Source organism: Novosphingobium fluoreni (genome assembly GCF_014196615.1).
GTDB classification, from domain to species: domain Bacteria; phylum Pseudomonadota; class Alphaproteobacteria; order Sphingomonadales; family Sphingomonadaceae; genus Novosphingobium; species Novosphingobium fluoreni.
In genome coordinates, this window is the sequence record NZ_JACIDY010000004.1 from 308,933 (window position 1) to 327,828 (window position 18,896).

The following is an 18,896-nucleotide window of genomic DNA, read 5'->3' on the forward strand; positions in this document are numbered from 1 at the left end:
TTGATCCCAACTGCTTTGAAATCGCGCTAGCTCGGATCGACGGCCTCAGCCAGCCAACCACCATTCTCTATCAGTTGATGCAGCAGCTGCGCTGCGAGGTCACTGATTTCCATTGCGGCACGTGTGATCGCCTGGGTGGGGTTACGCGCAATGGCGACCGTGCGCGACAGGTCAACACCAGCTATGTGGGCAGCCGATAACTCGCCTCTCGCGAGTTCGTGCATGATCGCCGCATGCGGCAACAGAGAGTAGCCAAATCCTCCCGCCACCAGCGTCTTGGTATGGGTGAGCGAGTCTAGCTCCAGCCTGACGGCGTTGTGGAGATGTCCAATTTGCAGCCGACCCTCTATCAGTTTACGCAAGCCATGGGTCAACGACGGGAGGATAAGCTTGCGCTGTTTGACCAAACCTGGATCGACAGGCTCGGTTGCAATTCCCAAATCATCCCGATCACCGAAATCACCGGGAGGCCCCACGAACAGGAGCGTTTCGCGCGCCACCGTTTTGGCGGAGAGATAGCGTGCGCCCTCCGTGTCGTACAATATGGCCAAGTCCAGACGCCCCTCACCCAGCGACCGCCGTAGGGTCGCACTCAGCCCCTCACGCAGGCGCAGGTTGACCTGCGGCATCTTTTCCATGGCCGCCTGCAGCAGCGGAACGCCGAGGATGAGGCTTGCGGTTGCTGGAAGCCCGATCGTCACTTCGCCTTGTGGAAGATGTTCAGCCGCCTGAACTTCTTCTCGGGCGCGACTCATCGACAGCAGGATGGCCCCGGCGTGTTCCTGCAGCATGCGTCCCGCATCAGTCATTGCCACCCCGCGCGACGTTCGGTCGAACAGCTTGGCACCCACTTCATCTTCGAGACGCAGCAACTGCTGGCTCAGCGACGGTTGCGCTATTCCCAGTCGGTCAGCAGCTTCTGTAATCGATGAGCACCGCCCGATCATCAGGAAGTTCCGAAGCTGGGTCTCGTCCATTTTCACCTCTGCCGACGGTATCGGCTAATTTCGCAGGCCCACTCAGGCGCTACGCCTCTCCTATCGACTTACAGCATGTCATAGGCAGAACCTATTGCAAGTCATTACCTATCAAGGGTTGGGCAATCAGATCACTTAACAAGTATACAGGCCAAGCCATGAAAGGAATGCCTGGAATCCACAAACCAAGTCCTGCGCGCTGCATGACATCCGATCATGCCAGATGAAAGGCGAGTGTTTTTGTATAGGTGAACTCCTTTAGCCCGATATCGCCGAATTCACGCCCGTATCCTGAGCGTTTGATACCGCCAAACGGATGGTAGGAACTCATCTTCCCCGACCCGCCGTTGATGTTGACCTTGCCCGTCCGCATTTCCAGCGCGATGGCATAGGCACGCCCAACGTCTGCTGAGAAGACGGAACCTGAAAGCCCAAAATCGCTGTCGTTAGCGATCCGGATGGCGTCCTCGTCGTCGTCGAAACCGATCACGACACCGACCGGGCCAAAGATTTCCTCCCGCGCGACGCGCCAACTATTATCCACTTCGTCCAGCAGAGTGGGCCGATAGAAAAAGCCTTTCTCCTGCGACTCGGGCACCTGTCCCCCCGTCACCAGTCTTGCGCCGTCAGCAATCCCGGAGGCCACCATCTCCCGCACCCGAGCGCGGGAGTTTTCGCGAATCAGAGGGCCCATTGTAACTGCGGGATCAGCCGGATTGCCGATATTGACAGCCTCGAAGAGGGTCTTCACCCTCTCTACGAAATCCGCACGGATGGAATTGTGCACGACAAGCCGCGTCATCGCGGCGCAGGCTTGCCCCGCATGGAAAGTCAGGCTGGCTAGCGCGGTCCTTGCCGCCGCATCCAGATTGCCATCAGCCCGAACGATCATCGCTGATTTACCGCCGAGTTCCATGATACACCGCTTGAGCGTTGGCGCGGCTTGGGCCTGGATCGCGGCACCCACCATGTCCGATCCAGTGAACGTTATCAGATCTACCCGCGGATCGCCGGTCAGCCTAGCGCTGTCGGCCGGACCGCAGTTCACGACATTGAGAACCCCGGCCGGCAAGCCAATCGCCTCGGCTGCGTCGGCGATGATGAACGCCGAATAGGGTGTCAAAGGCGAAGGCTTGAGGATAACGGTATTGCCCATCACCAGCGCCGGAATCGCCTTCGCCAGATTCAGCATGAAGGGAACGTTGAACGGGGTGATGGCCAGGCAAACGCCAACCGGTTCATACACGACAAGACCGCCACCCACCATCGTGGCACCGCCGGCGGTGGCGACAGGCTCGAGAGGAAGCGCCTCCGGCTCCACCTTTGTCGCCTGGACGAGATAATGCCGGGCATGCTCCATCGCCGTCGCAAACTGCATCGTGCGCGCAAAGGACTGAATAGACCCAGTTTCCGCCGTGATGAGCGCACGAATGCGGTCCGCCCGCTGGTCCAGCCAGTCGCACAGGCGGCCCAGCATGGCGGCACGTTCGGCCACTGACATGCGACGCCATGGCCCGCTTTCAAAAGCCGTTCGAGCGACGGAAAGCGCCGCGTCGACGTCATCCGCCCCTGCTATGCCGACGTGCCCGATCACAGCCTCGGTCGCCGGGTTGACCACAGCTTCCGACCCGCTGCCCTTCGGCGCGATCCACTCGCCGCCGATATATAACTTGCCTTCCTGACCTGCCAGCACGCCCTGATCCTATTTCGTTCCCAGAATGAAGTCGGCACAGCGCTGTCCGATCATGATCGCCGGCGCATTGGTGTTGCCACTGACCAGCGTCGGCATGATCGATGCATCCGCCACACGCAGGCGGGGCACGCCGTGGACGCGCAGCCGCGAATCGACAACCGCCTGCGGATCGCTTGCTTTGCCCATCTTGCACGTCCCACAAGGGTGATAGACGGTTTTGAGCACCGTGCGGATATGCTCTTCAAGCACCGAGTCCGGCAGATCCTCCTCGCCATTGCGGCCGGGCGCCAGCTCGTGGCTGATCAATCTTGCCAGTGACGGCGCGCGCAGGATACGGCGCGCCAGCTTAACGCCGCGCACAAGTGTCGCCATGTCATCAGGGTGGGACAGAACATTACCGTGAATCTTGACCGCAGCGGCTGCATCGCGGCCGGAGATCGCCACCGTACCACGCGATTTAGGCCTAAGATTGCACGGACTGATGCTGATGCCATGACCCGGCAGGGCCGGCCGATCAGGATCGCCGGTCAGCGCCGCAACCGTGGTGAACTGAATGTCGGGTCGGCCCGTTCCGTCGGTCGAAACAAAGCCGCCGGACTCCACGATGTTGGATGTGAGCAGGCCCGACTTGAACAATATCCACTGCAAACCATGTCGAACGGCGGTCGCGCCCTTGTCCGCGCCGTAAAGGCTGATCGGATCGCGTGTCCGACCATAGACACCCGCCTGATAGTGATCCTGAAAATTAGCGCCTACGCCGGGCAGATCCCGAAGGAGCGGAATGCCGAATTCGCCCAGCGTCGCGCCGGGACCAATTCCCGATAGCTGAAGGATTTTCGGTGATCCGAAGGCACCGGCGGCGAGAATGACCTCCTCGCGCACAAGGGCGGAGCGGCTTTGTCCCTTGCCTACGCTATAGCGTACACCACTCGCGGCGCCATTTTCGGTCAGAATGGTCTCGACATCGGCACCGCACTGCAGTTGCAGCAAGGGATTTTTGCGCACTCGGGATAAATACGCGACGGCAGTGGACTGGCGACGGCCATCGGCAGAGGTCGTCTGGTAAAAGCCGCTGCCCGTTTGATCCGCGCCGTTGAAATCATCGTTGTAGGGAATGCCGCACTCCTGCGCCGCCCGGACAAAGGCGTAGCCGAGTGGATGGTGATAGCCCGCATCGGACACCCGCAACGGGCCTTCGGTACCGTGATAGGGTTCAGAGAATTTTTGGTTGGCCTCGTTCCGCTTGAAGACAGGAAGAACATCTTCCCAGTTCCAGCCATCGCAGCCCGCGGCGGCCCAATCATCGTAGTCCTGCGCCTGGCCGCGAATATAGACCATGCCGTTGACGGAAGAGCCGCCGCCAAGCAGGCGCCCTTGCTTCATATAAACGGTGCGGCCACCCACGGACGCATCGGGCTCCGTCCGGAAATGATATGCCAGCTTCTTGCTGATTTTCTGCAGCCCGCCCGGCATCGTTATAAAGAAATCCCGATCGATCGGCCCTGATTCGAGCAAAAGAACGCTTTTCCCGGCCTCGACCAGATTCGTGGCGATCACACAACCAGCCGATCCGGCCCCGATAACGATATAATCGTACGTATCCATGCTAAGCGCTATGCCATGGCCATCCTGGGCGAAAGAGTCCCGTTCGGGGGACGAGACGAATCTACTGGATGCCCTTTCCATTGGGTGCGCCGTGATCTATTTTAGAATAGGTCCCTACCATCTGAGGTATCGTGAGCCGATGGCCACGCGTCAGCCACCCCTGTCCCGGGCTGAAGAAGCCGCACTGCCTTGCCTGCCAACCACGATGCAGCGGTTGGAGATCGAAAGCAGCATTACCTTTCCAGCCGTGCACATTGATATCCGCCGCATGACTTGGGACAGTGTCCACGAGGCGGAACTTCGTACAAATGCCCATTATTTCGACTATGCTCTCGCACCTCGCGGAACGCCGGGCTTTTTCGACAAGTCGCGCAATCGGTACTGCCCGGTCGGCAGGATTATTTTCTTGCCCAAAGACGGCGTATTTTCGGTCAGGAGTACTCGTGGCGACTTCTACAACCTATGTCTCAGCGTACATGACGTCGGCACGCTGCGCGAGATAACCCAAGAGCGGATCGACGATTTTTCCAGCCCCTGTTTCGACGTGCGAGGGCCGCAGATCGCCCAGGGACTGGCACGAATGGCCGCAGAAATCCGCAACCCTGGCTTCGCACATGAAGCGCTCCTTGAATCGCTCGCCTTGACTTTGCTCATCGATTTCAGTCGCTATGCGCGCGAGATATGTGACGGTAAGGGGGAAAAGCTGCCGAAATGGCGGCTAGACCGTATACGCGACCTGGTGGAGGGCGCGAATAACTACGCAATCCCGATCTCGGATATCGCCAGGGAATGTGGCCTTAGCCCCCGTCACCTGATGCGCACATTCAGAGCGACGACCGGTACGACACTGCACAATTATATCGGGGAGGCGCGGCTGGACTTTGCCAAAACCGCCCTGAGAGCCGGCGCAATGGTCAAGCAGGTCGCACTGGACTGCGGCTTCAAGACTTCAGCGGCCTTCACCGCTTCCTTCCGGCGGTCGACTGGGCTGACCCCTAGGGCGTTCCGAGTACACGAACAGGCCTGCATCCTCAGGTCTTGACCGGCCCGGCCACCCAAACTCCGAATTTCGGCAAGCTGCCATGGCCGGAATGACGCTTTCGCGATCCTCTGTCCGCTTTGCGACAGCATTCGCGCAAGCTGGAGGGACACAGCGGTGTTAGGATCCCGCTACAACAAGCGAGAGAGGAATGCCCTATGTACGGATCGGCTACGCAGACGCTTGCGCAATATGCATTTCATGAAGACCCTTTCCGCGCAAAAATCCCCAATCTGGCCGAACTCCAGCTTGCCGCTGCGCGGGAAAGCTTCGCGGAAAAACGCGAGAAGATCCGCGTTTTGGATCGGCGGGCGAGCGAAATGGGCATAGATGAAATCCGCACGCTCGACGATTTGGTCCCGCTGCTTTTCTCTCATACAAGCTATAAGAGCTATCCTGAAAGCTTCGTCGATAACAGCCAATGGCGCAATATGAGCCTTTGGCTCGGCACACTATCGGCATGTTCCACCGCCAATATTGACAATGACGGCATCGCGACCATCGACGACTGGCTGGCCCGTGCGCACGCAGCCGGTCATCATGTCTTTGCGTCGAGCGGGACTTCGGGCAAATCCTCGTTCATGAATCAATCCGCAGCGGAGCGCGACCTTGCCATTGCCGCCTGCGGCGCCGCGACGAACTTCGCGCTTGGCGGCGCTCGGCCCGACGGCCGTTTCGATATCTTCACCATGATGCCCGCCAAGGCGACACACAAGATGGCCGCCTTCGCCAACAGCTACTATGTCCCCTACTCGGCCACCGGCGACAAGTTCTTCCGGTTGAGCGACGACCCGATCACGGCATTCGATGCGATGCGGCCTGCGCAGCTTCGCAGGCTTCTTGCCGCTGGGAAGATCGGCCCGGGCGAAATCGCCGCCTATGAGGCAATCGTCGCTGCCCGACAGGAGAAGCGAGTTGCCGAATGGAGCGCCTGGCTCGACCTGATTGCCGAACATCGGCACAACCCGATTTTCTTCGGCCTGATGTGGGGCACCGGCTATCAGATTGCCGAGGGTTTGCGGGCGCGCGGCGTGAAGGACGGCGACTTCCATCCCGATACGATGGCCAGCTTCGGTGGCGGAACCAAAGGGGTTTCCCTGCCTGACGACTACAAGCAGCAGATCATCTCCTTCTACGGCTTCACGCCTGAACGCATGGCCGACACCTACGGGATGAGTGAAGTAAACGGATTATGCGGGAAGGTCCCTGGCACGCAATCCTATTCGGTTCCGCCTTGGCTGATCCCGCTTGTGCTGGACAAGTCAGGCGAGGTTCTGATCAATCCCACCGATGGAAATGGGACGATCGAAGGACGCATGGCATTCTTTGACGTGACTGCTGATTCGCACTGGGGCGGCATTATTTCCGGCGACAAGGTCGTGGTGGAATTTGGCGGCGGCATCGACGACGTCCGAACGACGATGGTGCACAAGGTCGCGCGGTATGCGGATCTTGAAGAAGGCGAAGGCAAGCTGACCTGCGCGGGATCGATCGACTCCTATGTGCGCGGGTCCCTGTCAGCCGCCGTAGATGCTTGATCGGAGGGTAACATGTTCCAGCAAGCTATCGACAATAAGGGGCGGCAACTGGTCCCGCATGTCATCAAGGGCGAAACCGATCTCAGCGCCACGGTCGAGCATTATTCCCGGGCGACAGGCGATACCGTCGTCACCCCGCAGATCGACCTTGATACGCTCGTCTGGCGTCGCAACGAGCCGGGGCCGGCTTTTGATACGCCGATTGGCGAAGTGATTGATTTTCTGGTTGAGGTCGGGCGTGCGCTTGACTTCGACCGTAACCCTTATCTTCAGGAGGCTGCAGCCGCGAACGTACGGTGTTCGACACTGGGAGCGCGCATCCTCGAAAACTGCTACCGCGATCTGCCAGCCCTGTTCACGCGCGACGGCATAGAGGCAGAGGCGGAGGCCTCGCTCGGGCCGATCAAGGATGCCGACGGTTGGCACCGGCGGACCTTGCCTGCAGGCCAGGTGGACATACGCGCCTTTCCGCCCCGGGCCGTCCATATCCTCGCCGGCAATGCGCCGATCGTGCCGCCGATCACCATCATCCGGGCCGCGCTCAGCCGGGGCGTACACCTGCTCAAGATGCCTTCAAACGACATGTTCACCGCCAGCGCGCTCCTTCGCACGATGGCCGAGGTCGGTCCTAATCATCCAGTCACCAGATCCCTCTCGGCCGCTTACTGGCGCGGCGGCGACCAGGCCATCGAGGACCATATCATGCGTTCGCAATATTTCGACAAGCTGGTAGTCTGGGGCGGCGATGCGGCTGTTCGCCATGCCATGCAATACGCCGCCCCCGGTTTCGAGATCATCTCGTTCGACCCGAAAGTGTCAATTTCCATGATTGGAGCCGATGCCTTCGTAAGCGAAAGCCCGGCGGCGGTCGCCGACAGGGCCGTACTGGATATCGTCGCTTTCAATCAGGATGCCTGCAGTTGCGCGCGCTTTCAGTTCGTAGAAGGTGACGAAGAGCAGGTCGATGCCTATTGCGCAGCCTTGGCCAACGCGATGCGGCGCGAAACGCGGTATAGTGCCGGCGAAGACGGCCCCGTGCCGCCCGCCGAGTTCCGTGACGAAATCGACATGCTTGCCAGTCTGGAACCAGTCTATCGTGTATCTGGCAAAGCCGATGGGGGCGGGATTGTCATCCGATCGGAGGACCCGGTATCCTTCAATCCCACCGGCAAGGTGGTGAATGTCGTGCGCGTGCCGGAACTCGGGAAAGCGATCGCCCACGTCACCGTTGCCACCCAAACCGTCGGCGTATGGCCGCCTGGCCGCATCCATGAACTGCGCGACGGGCTGTCCAGTGCGGGCGCGCAACGCATCGTCCACCTCGGCATGGCGCACATGGGCGCTTTTGGTGGCCTGCCACACGATGGCAACCTGCCGCTTCACCGCATGATGCACTGGGTCTATTCTGACGTCGAACCGCCGAGCTGAGAAGACCGGGCACGAGATTTGCCCCGCTTTCCCCGCCCCCGAAATCACGTTTGGTGTCCCCGTAAAGGGTGCTTGTCGGACTTGGCGATGGGCGACACCCTCTCCCGGCGGGAAAGCTCTGGAGGAAGATGCCGGGGTTTTTGTCGCTCTTGATGTCGGAGGGAGCGGGATGTGCGACGGATAGTCACCGGCCTTGGCGACGATGGCCGATCTACCATTATAGCCGATGGCGCACCGCCGACCCATGCCGTCGTGCCGGTGGCTGATATCCAGGGCTATCTCTTGTGGATGACCCCGCATACGCCCGCAAACAATAGCGGAACGGACGATGCGGCCGCCTGCGCCTTTCCTGCAAAAGCAGCTCCGCCCTGCGGGACTTGCTTCTATTTTTTTGAATATCCCTCTTCGCACGATGCTTCGCCGGAACAACTCGACGCCCTTCTGAAGGGCGGCCAGACCAGTGATACGCATGATCATCCTGGGATGCATGTGTCGGATACGACGGATTATCTCATCATGCTGTCGGGCGAGCTGACCGCCATCGTGGAGGATGGCGAAGCGACCCTCCGTCCCGGCGACATGATGGTCAATCGTGGTGGATACCGAGCGTTCGAGAACCGTGGCCCGATGCCGGCACGGTTCGCGGTCGTCTCGATCGGCGCAACCGCCGCCGTCCGATGAAGACAGCGGTCCCGACGAATAGGCGGGCCCACACAGAGGAGAAAATCTTTGGCAAGACAGATCAGGCGTCTGGTCGTGGGCATGAATCAGGAGGGCCAGTCGACCTTCATTCATGACGGTAGACCGCCAACGCATTTCGAAATGCCTGCGATCGCAGGCACGCTTGTCTGGCTGACCGACCAGACCCCGGCGAGCAACGAGGGCAATGAAGACGCCGCCGACCGGCCTTTCCCGGAATCGCCTGCGCCCGCCAACGGCACGGCATTCTATGTTTTCGAGTATCCGCCCAAATCGAGCCAGCCCGCCGAGGGCGAAGGCGCGTTCGCTGGCATGCACACGACCAACACGGTAGACTACATCATTCTGCTGTCCGGCCAGATCACCTGCATCCTGGAGGATGGCGAAGCCACTCTCAACCCCGGGGATGTCCTCGTGGATCGCGGCGTCGCGCACGCGTGGGAAAACCGCGGAACGGAGCCCGCGATCATGGCGTCGATCGTCATCGACGCCAAGCCCCTGTAACGCATCGGTCAGGAGGAAATACGGGAATGCCTGTTCCGTCAGATCTGCACGAGCAGTTCTATGTTCCGGTAATCGCCGCGCCGATGTATCATGTCTCCAGCGCGCGCCTCGCAGCGGCAGCCTGCGTAGCGGGAATCGGGGGCTCCCTAGCCCGGCACAACCACAGTTCAAACGACGCGTTCGAAAATCAGCTGAGCCTCGTCCAGGAGGCCGTGCTCTTCAGCACCGACCAGGGCGGGCGAGCTGCGGGACCGCTCGCGGTCAATGTTGCCACGCAACTTCCTGAGGAGGACATCAGGATCAACCTTGGCCTCGCCGCGAAATATGGCGCGCGTATAGCCATTACCTCGATCGGCGATCCCTCTCGTATCTCTCCAATCATCCGTGATCTTGGCATGCTGCACTTCCACGACGTTACGTCGATGCGCTTCGCCGAGAAGGCCGCTTCGATCGGCGTCGACGGCATGGTTGCGATCGGTGCCGGCGGAGGTGGCCATGCCGGGACGATCAGCCATCTGGTCTTCATCCCACAGATCCGCGAGATCTTTGATGGGATCATCGTGATGGCCGGTGCGGTTTCGCATGGTGCCGTGGTTCGTGCTGCGCAGATAATGGGTGCGGACCTCGCCTATATGGGCACCCGTTTCATCGCCACACAGGAAGCGGAGGTTAACGAATCCTATAAAGCAATGCTGGTCGATGGAACCGAGGCAGACGTCATTTATAATGCCGGTGTCAACGGCATGCCTGCCAGCTGGCTGAAGGCGTCGCTTCGATCAACCGGGCTGGATCCCGATGCCATGCCGGTTCTCAAGGAGCGCGGCACGGCCCACCTCCCTGCGGGAATCATGCCCTGGCGTGACATCTGGAGCGGCGGGCAGGGAATTGGGCTGATCCACGACATTCCCTCCGTCGCCGAACTCGTCGAGCGTCTGGCGCAGGAATATGACGCCGCGTGCACCATCCCGTCCAGCCGCCAGCCCGTTAAGAATGTTTGAGGTCGCCAACGATGACTGAGCGAATATTACGGCTTGACGAAAATGGGCTTTGCACACTGGTGCTCAACCGCCCCGAAAAGCATAACGCGCTGGACAACGCCGCTTTCGAAGAGCTCAACCACTATCTCCGCCTCCTTGCGCAGGACAACGGCAAAGTTGAATGTGTCGTCCTGAGGGGCGCGGGCAAAGGCTTTAGTGCAGGTGCGGACCTTGCCGCGCTCAGCGGCTTAACTACGCCCCTGCCCCCGACATATAAGCCCATGGTTGTCGAGGCGCTTTCGCGACTGCCGATGCCAACGATCGCGGCCGTCCATGGCGTGTGCTTTACTGGCGGGCTCGAACTCGCGCTGGGATGTGATTTCATCGTGGCCGACGCGGGTACCCGCTTCGCCGACACCCACGGCAAATGGGGTCTCGTAGCGGCGTGGGGCTTGTATCCGCGTCTCGCCCGCCGAATTGGAGTCTCGAATGCGAAGCGCTTGTCCATGACCGCGCGCGAGATGAACGCAGAAGAGGCTTTGCGCGTCGGGCTTGTCGATTTGATGGCGCCAGCGGGACAGCTGGACATATCCCTCAGCGACCTCGTTGCACAGATACGGAAAAACAGCGGCTTCAGCAATCGGGCAGTCAAGCAGATTTATCGCGAAATTGAGGGACTGCCGCTGGATCAGGCCTTGGCGCACACCCACTACCGCCACCCGGGCGTCGCGCCGGATTTCACCGCCAGGGTTGCCGCCTTCACGAAAGGTTGAACGAGGAACGACTGAAGAACTTGTCGCGCCGCCGGCAATGCGACCTCCTGATCGCCGAGGAAGAAAAAATGCAAGACCCTGCCATCACAAAGCTGTTTAGCCTCGATGGAAAGGTCGCGATCGTGACCGGAGCAGCCGGTGGCATCGGCCGTGCTATCGCATCGCTTTTCGCCGAAGCTGGCGCAATGGTCGCGCTCGCCGATCGGGATGAAACCGGCGCGTCCACCATTGCCCGCCAAATTGGCACTGATCGGGTCATGGCCGTCTGCTATGATCAGTCGGACCCCGCCTCGATCGATGCCATGGTAGCCCGGGTAAGCCAGGAGTTTGGGGAACTGGACGTGATCGTGAATTGCGCGGCTGCGTTCGGATTCGAGCGCTTTGACGACATGACCGCAGGCACCTGGTCACGCATCCATTCCGTCAATCTCGAAGGGGTCGCTTTCTGCTGCCGTGCAGCAGTGCGATCCATGCTGCGGGGCGGTATTGGCGGATCAATCATCAACATTTCGTCCATCGCGGGCAGCCGTTTCGTCTTGTTCGACAATGTGGCCTATGCGGCATCGAAGTCCGGTAACGACGGCCTGACACGCACCCTCGCCCGTGAGTTGGCCGAACATTCCATCCGGGTCAACGCCGTGATCCCTGGCGCGATCCAGAACGATAATATCGATCCGGCGCAACTATCTCTTCCTCTTCGTGGACCGATGACCCAACCAGACTTTATTCCGTTGGGCGGGTTCGGCAAACCCGGCGACATCGCCGCAGCGTGCCTGTATCTGGCAAGCGACGCCAGCCGCTACGTGACGGGCCAGCTGATCGCTGTCGATGGCGGTATCTCCATTGCCTGATGCCGCGCCGGAACGAACCAGAAGAACATTTGCGCATGGGAGACGGTTGATGAACGAGACAAGAGAACGTGGGCTTGAATTTTTCAGCGACGTGCTGGGCAAGGACGCGGGCGACATGATGCGTCAAGCCGTCGAGCAGGACGGCTTTTCAAGCACACTGGGCCAGATCGCCGTCGATTTTGCATTCGGAAGCGTATGGACGCGTCCCGGACTGGAGCGCAAGCATCGCAGCCTAGTTGTGATCGCCATATTGATCGCAACCCGTCAGACGGCAGAGCTCAAGAACCATTTTCGGATCGGGCTGGCCAATGGGCTGACGCGGACCGAGCTCGAAGAGGCGGTGATCCAGTCGATCCCTTATCTCGGCCTGCCCGCGTGCACACAGGCCAGTTCCGCGCTTATCGAAGTGCTGCGTGAACGGGGTATCGATACTCAGAGCAAGACCACCGAAGAGCGGGGTCTCGTCTGACTGGCCATCCCGCCTGCCGTCACAAGCCGTGCGGCAGGCGGGATGGAGGGAGGATGTTCAGTCCCGAGATTGCCCCATCACATATTGCTCCAGCGTGCGATGGAAATTCTTCACGGGGACCTCCTGCAGCGGGTTGGTAACCGCCGCCTTGAAAGCGCGCGATTTCATACCCTTCTGGACTAGACCCATGTTCGCGATGTCCTGGTCCAAGATCTGACCGGCGCTGACGCCATCCATTGACTTGTGAAGCTGCCTTTCGATCGGCGGCTCCTGCCCCTTGGCATAGCGCTTGAGTGACCAGATATCAAAGATGCAGGAGTCGGGATCGTCGCCGTTGGGGCGCGACCGATACCATAGTGCGCCATCGAACCAGGGAAGCGTCGCGCAGTTGGGGAACACATGCCAGTCCGCACCGGCCATCATGATATGTTCGATCGTCAGCTTCTCAGGGAAACCGCAGCCCTCCTCTTCGGCTGCCTGGCGACCAAGTTCAATTGCGGCCATCATGACTTCGATCGCCGAGGCATCCTCTGGTACAATTTCCTTCAGCTTCTCTTCGATCGCTTTGTGGTTGCGGTCGGTAAAGATCGCCTTCAGCTGCCGCTCATATTCGGTGAAGAAAAGCAGCATTCCGTCGCGTTTGTCCTTGGGCCACTCCAGCTTGATACGCGGCGAGGGCATCCCGATCGGCGATTTGGCATCTGGATAACCGAAATTGGAATGCTTCCCGTGCGCGTAGCTCATCGAATAATCATCGCCCTGATACGGTAGTAACTGGGGATGCGTTGCCGCGACATGGTAGCCCTCGATAAATGCTTCAAGAGCCACCTTCCAATTGGCTGGAAGATGCAATGTCATGTACCAGCGAAAGCTCATATTCTCAAACTCGTACGGCCCGAGATATTCCGGGATCACGCCGAGATATTCCGTCAGCGGTTCACAGTCCGGGTTCATGTTGACGAACACGAAACCGCCCCAGCTATCTACTTTCACGTGATGCAGGTCGAGCTGCATGCAATCGAGCGCGCCCTTCCAATCGTCGCGATCTTGCACCAGGATATTCTTACCGTTTGTGTCGAAGGTCCAGCCGTGAAAGCCGCAGCGAAACTGGTTTGTCGTCCCGCATCCCGTCGCCAGACGTCGCCCGCGATGCGGACAGACGTTGTGATAGGCGACAATGGCACCGTCCCGGTTCCGGGCCACGATAATGGAATCGTCAGCGATGTCGTAAACGACATAGTCGCCGGGCTTTGGAATTTCCTGCTCGCGGCATGCCACCTGCCAAACCTGCGGCCACAGATTTTCCTTCTCCCTCACCAGGAAATCCTTCGAGAGATAATTTTCCTTGGCCACCATGAAATTCGGAATGGTTTTGCCCGCTTCGATATTCATTGCCGTCTCCTGCAAGCACTTTTACAGCCGGGACTGACCTGGCACCGTCGGCAATGTATCCGCTGCCGGCAATGTGGCTACCGCGCTCAGAGGCTAACGGCCATTGCACATGGGTCTGACGCCGCGCCCAATCCGCGCCTGCCTGCGTCAGCTCGGCACCCCATCGGCGGACAGCGTGACAAATGATCGTTGATGGCGGGTCAAGAGCCCGCCATCATGCATTGATAGATCAGAATTCAATCTTGAACTGTATCCCATAAGTCCGGGGCGGTGTGAGGAACACATTGCCAGAGGGGGCGGCCGTTGGATCGGTGGTCGCCGCTCCATAAGTGAACTCGTTACCTACCTTGTTGAAAATGTTCCGCATGAACAGGCTGATCTCGCCGGTCACATCACCGCTCAACGGAATGTGTTGGATGGCCATTCGGGCATTGAAGTTGTTGAGCGTTCGGCCCGGATCGACAACCGAACCATCGGCGGGGACCAGCGGCGCTGTCGTGCTGTGGGACTGATAATTGTAGTCCCCATGGAGTGCCAGCTTCACCTCCGATGTCAGAGGAGTGGCGTAGTCTATACCCAGATAGAGCTGATGCTTTGGCGAGTTGGGCGGAAGATAGCGAAAGGAACCGATATCGGTCACGAACAAGCTCGGCGCATCCACTTTCAAATAGGAGTAATTTGCGGTGAGTGTAAGCCCGGTGACTGGTGCAACGGTCAACTCGCTTTCTATACCCCAGATCCTGATGTCACCAGGCAGGTTACGCCCCGTCGTACTGCCCGGGTTGCTGACAAGGTTTTGAGTGCTGACCTGAACATCAGAGACGGTGCTGCGGAACGCAGCCAGGTTCAGGCGGACATGGCGATCAAACAGCTGGGATTTGACACCCAATTCGAAGGTCTTGTTGACTTCCGATCCGTAGGGAGTGAGTCCGACAAGATCCCTGATATTGGCCCCACCCGTGCGATAAGCCTGAGCATATTTAAAATAGGTATTGATATCTTGGTTTATATCAAAGGCCAGAATGAAAGCGGGATCGACCCGACCCGCCTTGAATACCGTGGAAGTCTGCCCGTCGGCAGCGCCCAAGAAAACGAGTCGGTTGAACGTCTTGCGGTCATGCGTATAGCGCAGACCCGCGGTCAGGTGCAGTCGCTCGTCTAAAATAGGAGGGGTGTAAGTACCCTGTGCATAGGCCGCGTAGGACTTGGCCTCGGCATCAAAGACGGTCTCATTCGATGTGGGAGACAAAGTCGTTGGCTGCACAGCGACCCCCTGCAATCGCGAAGGATCAGCGGGATCATAGAAATACAAAAGAGTATTCACTGTTCTTCGCATATCTTTGACATGTTCGTTATAGTAGAACAGGCCGGCAGTGACGTTGAAATGATCATCCTTGTAGATCGCCTGCAGTTCCTCGCTCTTTTGGTTCTGTTTTACGCGCCCGGGATTGGTAATACCACTAAACGCTACGAAATTGCTGAGTGTGCCATTCGCGGCCCCTGCGGCTGGGAACAGTGAGGTCGGGACAAGTTGGACAAAGCCGATCGATTCCCCATTGTTGGGATACTCCTCGGCATTCAATGTGCGATAGGCGGAAATGGACTTGATCTGAAGCCTATCAGTGGCATGCCATTCCAAGGTGAGTTGATGACCCCGGGTCCGGTCCTTGCTGAAGGGCATATAGATCGGCAGATTGCTTGATGTCGGACGGGTATTGGCAGGCACGCCCGCTAGTGTGTTCTGATAGACATTCGCGACCAAGTTCGCAGGATCGCTGCAATAGGTAGCGGCAAAAGCAGGATTGGCGCAGAATGCAATTTCGCTGGGCTGTCGGCCATTCACACGGAGCGAAATGTCATTCGTATACGCCACGTCGGCATAGTCGAAGGCATAAAGCGCGGTGAAGTTCGAAGTCGGGTCCCACAGGGCCGCTACCCTGAAGCCCTTCTGCTCATATGCGCCGAAGTCGTTGATGTCATCTGGGTTGACTGTGTCGAAGGCGCGCGGCCGCACATTCTTCGTGTAGCCATCGTGGGACGAATAAATGGCGCTGAGTTTGAACGACAAATGCCCTACGGCCGGCAGGTTGAGGTGCCCGGTGACGCGCTTTGAGTCGTAGTTGCCATATTCGGCCTCGAATTGCCCACCCAGTTGACCCGTGGGCCGCTTGGTGACGAATTGCACCGCACCGCCTTCGGCATTACGGCCGAACAGCGTTCCCTGCGGACCGCGCAATACCTCGATCCGCTCAACATCGCCGAGTTCGATACCCACGCCCGGCGCCCGCCCCAAGGGAACGCCGTCGATGTAAACCGCAACCCCCTGCTCTGTCAGACCAGTGGTCGGATCAGGCGAAGAGACACCGCGCATATGAAAGGTGGGTACCGGTGAGCCGCCCGCAAAGGCATTCACTACGAGGCCTGGAGTGACCTGGGTCGAAAAAGCGGTCAGGCTTGTGATCTTGCGCGTTTCAAGTATATCTGCGCTCAGCGCCGTGACTGCCAGTGGGACCTTTTGAAGAGATTCCGCCTTGCGTTGCGCGGTGACGATGATTTCTCCCAAGCCGCCATCCTGGTTTGCCTGTTGGCCCTGCGCGCCTTGCCCTGCCCCTTGTCCATCCTGCGCCAGCGCGGGACAGCCGATGAACAGAGCCAGTATCGAAACCGACACCCCTGCAAGTCTTTCTTTCATTTCTAATATGGCCCTTTTCCAAAGCAGAAAATATGGCCCGCTACCCGGCATGCCAAATACAGGTAGAGCAGGTCCCCAACACGGCAGCCCTGTAATGCCTCACCAATATGGCAGCATGTCCCTTCAAGGGGTTATCGATATGTATATAGGTATTTATGGCAGTAGAATAGAAACACACTCTCTTCCCTGGATCATTATTCAGGAAAGAGAGTGAGCGTATCAATAATTTCGCTATGGAGTGACTTAGAGACTTTCCATCAACTGGCGCACCTCTGACATGTGGGGATGGTGAGCGAGATAACCACAATCCGCTGCAATCGTCGCGCCCGTGACGAAAGACGCATCGTCTGACGCAAGAAACGCCATGACATTGGCGATCTCATCCGGCTGGCCAAGGCGACCAAGCAGGTGATTGCGCTCCATCACGCTGCGGAAAGGCGGCGGCATCTGATCGATGGCGCTTGTCTCGATCAGACCGATAACGACCGCGTTGCTGCGAATACCCTGTCGGCCATAAGCGACGGCCACATGTTCGCTCAGACGGACCAACGCGGCCTTGGAGCAGGCATAGGCCGGCCATTCGTCACCACCAACCTGGCCAATACCCGAGGATGAATGGACGATTGATCCGCCACCCGAGTTGATCATGGCCGGGACGGCATACTTGCAGCACAGCATCGCGCCGAACGTGTTGACATCGAAAGCCGACTGCCACTCCTGCAAGTTCGTGTCGGCCACGGCGACATCACCGTGCGTGCTCGTCTTGGCGGCGTTGTTTATCAATACGTCGAGTCGGCCCCAACGCTCTACGGCGGTGCGAACCATGTTTTCGACGTCGGCCTCTTTCGACACGTCGGTGCGGCAGGGGTAGGCGTTGCCGCCGGCCTTGTTGACCGCCTCCGCAACTTCGTGCGCGCGTTTTTCGTTTCGACCAACGATGAGAATGCCGGCAGCCCCCTCCTTTGCGAACTTGTGAGCCGTGGCCTCACCTATTCCTTCGGTGCTGCCAGTAATGATGACGATTTTTCCTTCGAGACGTCCCATGATTCAATCCCATGCTTGTGAAATGCGAGCCGTAGTGCGGCTTTTATGCGAGTCCGCGCGGTTACACCTTGATATTACGGGTCGAATAAACCGGAAATTCCAGTTCATCGATGATCCCCGCCTGATGCGACACGATTAACGGAATGGCGTTTACGATGACGTTGGCCGTTGTGGTCAGCCCGGCGTCATAGCCCTCGCGCGTTTCCCCCATCGCCAGACGAAGGTCGAGGTTCGGGTTGCCCTTGATCAGTACGGTATATTCGTGGCGCAGCTTTTCGATTTCACCGCCCTTAGCCTGAGGCCAGTGCGGCGCGACATCGAGAGCGCAGCGCGTGATATGATCGAGGATGATCAGCGGTTTGCCCTGATAAATGCCTTCAAGACCAAAGCGCACGGCAGCCAGAGTGCCAGGCTCGATCGGCCCCCACAGCGTATCGATACGCTCGTCATGGACCGCACCGTCGAAGAAGGTTCGGATTTCGTCCAGTTCGATGCCCATGCGGTCAGCCACGGCATTAATCGTCGGGGTCCATACCCAGCGCATGAAAGATCCGTCCGAAAGCGTGCTATGCGAGCCGAGCGGCTTGCCCATGCCGTAGATCTCGCGCATCACCCACTCGACATCGTAAAAGGAATAGTCGGCGATTTCCTGCATTCGAATTTCGGACACCTCGTCGGCCGACTTCAGCAGGCCGACGGCCAGCCAGGGGCTCGCATAACCCGGATCGATGCCGCTGATGAAAAGAGAGGAGTTGCCCTTGCGGCACGCCTCCTCCAGCGGCTTGATCAATTCCGGATCAGCACTCTTGGAATGTAGTATAGCGTAGATGGACGGCGTGCCAACATTGATGCCCGCCTCCAGAAAGCGCTTGATCAGATCATACGACTGGTCGAACTTCGTCTGACCGTCGCCGAAATAGTTGATGAAGTCCGGCTTCAGCGCGATAAGATCATCGACATTGCTCGTCGCCTCAACGCCGACTTCGTAACCCAGTTCGCAAAGCGCCCCGGCGTCCGCGCCGACTTTGGCTGGATCAAACACCAAATGGCCGACCAACTGCATGTCAGGTTGGTTAAGAAGGGCATTCAGGCCGCATTTGCCCGTTACACCTGTTCCGACGTGGACAACTTTGTAAGTTCTTGCCGACATTTGCATCCTCCACAAGATATATATTTATGATTTGTCTCTGCTAATACAAAACCTACGCAATATTT

At 58.8% G+C, this 18,896-nt stretch carries 16 protein-coding genes; 9 read left to right on the forward strand and 7 right to left on the reverse strand.

What is annotated here, in order from left to right; translation table 11 throughout:
* Positions 1-26: 26 nt before the first annotated feature.
* The 3 genes from GGR39_RS10550 to GGR39_RS10560 all read right to left on the reverse strand — a co-directional run bounded on the left by GGR39_RS10550 (position 27) and on the right by GGR39_RS10560 (position 4,275).
* Positions 27-977 carry a LysR family transcriptional regulator gene (locus GGR39_RS10550; protein WP_183617079.1) on the reverse strand — a complete coding sequence of 317 codons (951 nt, stop codon included), beginning with the start codon at positions 975-977 and terminating at the stop codon, positions 27-29.
* A 214-nt stretch (positions 978-1,191) separates the two neighbouring features.
* Positions 1,192-2,670: an aldehyde dehydrogenase family protein gene (locus GGR39_RS10555; protein ID WP_183617080.1), complete on the reverse strand. Its 1,479-nt coding sequence runs from the start codon at positions 2,668-2,670 to the stop codon at positions 1,192-1,194.
* A 9-nt stretch (positions 2,671-2,679) separates the two neighbouring features.
* Positions 2,680-4,275 carry a GMC family oxidoreductase gene (locus tag GGR39_RS10560; RefSeq protein ID WP_183617081.1) on the reverse strand — a complete coding sequence of 532 codons (1,596 nt, stop codon included), beginning with the start codon at positions 4,273-4,275 and terminating at the stop codon, positions 2,680-2,682.
* A gap of 139 nt (positions 4,276-4,414) precedes the next feature.
* Between GGR39_RS10560 and GGR39_RS10565 the strand changes: the two genes are divergently transcribed.
* From GGR39_RS10565 to GGR39_RS10605, 9 genes are all read left to right on the forward strand, one after another.
* On the forward strand, positions 4,415-5,317 hold the full coding sequence (locus tag GGR39_RS10565; RefSeq protein WP_183617082.1) for a helix-turn-helix transcriptional regulator: 903 nt from the start codon (positions 4,415-4,417) through the stop codon (positions 5,315-5,317).
* A 155-nt stretch (positions 5,318-5,472) separates the two neighbouring features.
* The gene (locus GGR39_RS10570; RefSeq protein WP_183617083.1) at positions 5,473-6,852 is read left to right on the forward strand and encodes a hypothetical protein; all 1,380 of its coding nucleotides are present in this window, start codon (positions 5,473-5,475) and stop codon (positions 6,850-6,852) included.
* A gap of 12 nt (positions 6,853-6,864) precedes the next feature.
* Positions 6,865-8,280 (forward strand): acyl-CoA reductase, encoded by a 1,416-nt coding sequence (locus tag GGR39_RS10575; protein WP_183617084.1) that lies wholly within the window; start codon positions 6,865-6,867, stop codon positions 8,278-8,280.
* 288 nt (positions 8,281-8,568) lie between these two features.
* Positions 8,569-8,961, forward strand: coding sequence for a cupin domain-containing protein (locus GGR39_RS10580; protein ID WP_221226080.1), 393 nt, complete (start codon positions 8,569-8,571; stop codon positions 8,959-8,961).
* A gap of 141 nt (positions 8,962-9,102) precedes the next feature.
* Complete coding sequence (locus tag GGR39_RS10585) at positions 9,103-9,483, forward strand: cupin domain-containing protein (RefSeq protein ID WP_183617086.1); 381 nt, start codon at positions 9,103-9,105, stop codon at positions 9,481-9,483.
* 26 nt (positions 9,484-9,509) lie between these two features.
* A complete protein-coding gene (locus GGR39_RS10590) occupies positions 9,510-10,481 on the forward strand; it encodes an NAD(P)H-dependent flavin oxidoreductase (protein WP_183617087.1) in 972 nt (323 codons plus the stop codon).
* An 11-nt stretch (positions 10,482-10,492) separates the two neighbouring features.
* The gene (locus GGR39_RS10595; RefSeq protein ID WP_183617088.1) at positions 10,493-11,233 is read left to right on the forward strand and encodes an enoyl-CoA hydratase/isomerase family protein; all 741 of its coding nucleotides are present in this window, start codon (positions 10,493-10,495) and stop codon (positions 11,231-11,233) included.
* Entirely contained in the window at positions 11,230-12,084 is an 855-nt protein-coding gene (locus GGR39_RS10600; protein ID WP_183617089.1) for an SDR family NAD(P)-dependent oxidoreductase, read from the forward strand. The genes GGR39_RS10595 and GGR39_RS10600 overlap by 4 nt, the downstream gene beginning before the upstream one ends.
* 49 nt (positions 12,085-12,133) lie before the next feature.
* Positions 12,134-12,553, forward strand: a complete 420-nt coding sequence (locus GGR39_RS10605; RefSeq protein ID WP_183617128.1) for a carboxymuconolactone decarboxylase family protein — start codon at positions 12,134-12,136, stop codon at positions 12,551-12,553.
* A 57-nt stretch (positions 12,554-12,610) separates the two neighbouring features.
* Here the strand turns inward: GGR39_RS10605 and GGR39_RS10610 are convergent, their stop codons facing one another.
* The 4 genes from GGR39_RS10610 to GGR39_RS10625 all read right to left on the reverse strand — a co-directional run bounded on the left by GGR39_RS10610 (position 12,611) and on the right by GGR39_RS10625 (position 18,837).
* Positions 12,611-13,945, reverse strand: coding sequence for an aromatic ring-hydroxylating oxygenase subunit alpha (locus GGR39_RS10610; RefSeq protein ID WP_183617090.1), 1,335 nt, complete (start codon positions 13,943-13,945; stop codon positions 12,611-12,613).
* A gap of 229 nt (positions 13,946-14,174) precedes the next feature.
* Positions 14,175-16,637, reverse strand: coding sequence for a TonB-dependent receptor (locus GGR39_RS10615; RefSeq protein WP_183617091.1), 2,463 nt, complete (start codon positions 16,635-16,637; stop codon positions 14,175-14,177).
* Between the two features lie 243 nt (positions 16,638-16,880).
* On the reverse strand, positions 16,881-17,681 hold the full coding sequence (locus tag GGR39_RS10620; protein WP_183617092.1) for an SDR family NAD(P)-dependent oxidoreductase: 801 nt from the start codon (positions 17,679-17,681) through the stop codon (positions 16,881-16,883).
* 61 nt (positions 17,682-17,742) lie between these two features.
* Entirely contained in the window at positions 17,743-18,837 is a 1,095-nt protein-coding gene (locus GGR39_RS10625; protein WP_221226082.1) for an NAD(P)H-dependent amine dehydrogenase family protein, read from the reverse strand.
* Positions 18,838-18,896: the final 59 nt, after the last annotated feature.

Bases quoted from the DNA above. Each gene is read 5' to 3' on its own strand.
- GGR39_RS10550 (WP_183617079.1), bottom strand. From the start codon at position 977: ATGGACGAGACCCAGCTTCGGAACTTCCTGATGATCGGGCGGTGCTCA.
- GGR39_RS10560 (WP_183617081.1), bottom strand. From the start codon at position 4,275: ATGGATACGTACGATTATATCGTTATCGGGGCCGGATCGGCTGGTTGT.
- GGR39_RS10565 (WP_183617082.1), top strand. From the start codon at position 4,415: ATGGCCACGCGTCAGCCACCCCTGTCCCGGGCTGAAGAAGCCGCACTG.
- GGR39_RS10570 (WP_183617083.1), top strand. From the start codon at position 5,473: ATGTACGGATCGGCTACGCAGACGCTTGCGCAATATGCATTTCATGAA.
- GGR39_RS10575 (WP_183617084.1), top strand. From the start codon at position 6,865: ATGTTCCAGCAAGCTATCGACAATAAGGGGCGGCAACTGGTCCCGCAT.
- GGR39_RS10580 (WP_221226080.1), top strand. From the start codon at position 8,569: ATGACCCCGCATACGCCCGCAAACAATAGCGGAACGGACGATGCGGCC.
- GGR39_RS10585 (WP_183617086.1), top strand. From the start codon at position 9,103: ATGCCTGCGATCGCAGGCACGCTTGTCTGGCTGACCGACCAGACCCCG.
- GGR39_RS10590 (WP_183617087.1), top strand. From the start codon at position 9,510: ATGCCTGTTCCGTCAGATCTGCACGAGCAGTTCTATGTTCCGGTAATC.
- GGR39_RS10595 (WP_183617088.1), top strand. From the start codon at position 10,493: ATGACTGAGCGAATATTACGGCTTGACGAAAATGGGCTTTGCACACTG.
- GGR39_RS10605 (WP_183617128.1), top strand. From the start codon at position 12,134: ATGAACGAGACAAGAGAACGTGGGCTTGAATTTTTCAGCGACGTGCTG.
- GGR39_RS10610 (WP_183617090.1), bottom strand. From the start codon at position 13,945: ATGAATATCGAAGCGGGCAAAACCATTCCGAATTTCATGGTGGCCAAG.
- GGR39_RS10615 (WP_183617091.1), bottom strand. From the start codon at position 16,637: ATGAAAGAAAGACTTGCAGGGGTGTCGGTTTCGATACTGGCTCTGTTC.
- GGR39_RS10620 (WP_183617092.1), bottom strand. From the start codon at position 17,681: ATGGGACGTCTCGAAGGAAAAATCGTCATCATTACTGGCAGCACCGAA.
- GGR39_RS10625 (WP_221226082.1), bottom strand. From the start codon at position 18,837: ATGCAAATGTCGGCAAGAACTTACAAAGTTGTCCACGTCGGAACAGGT.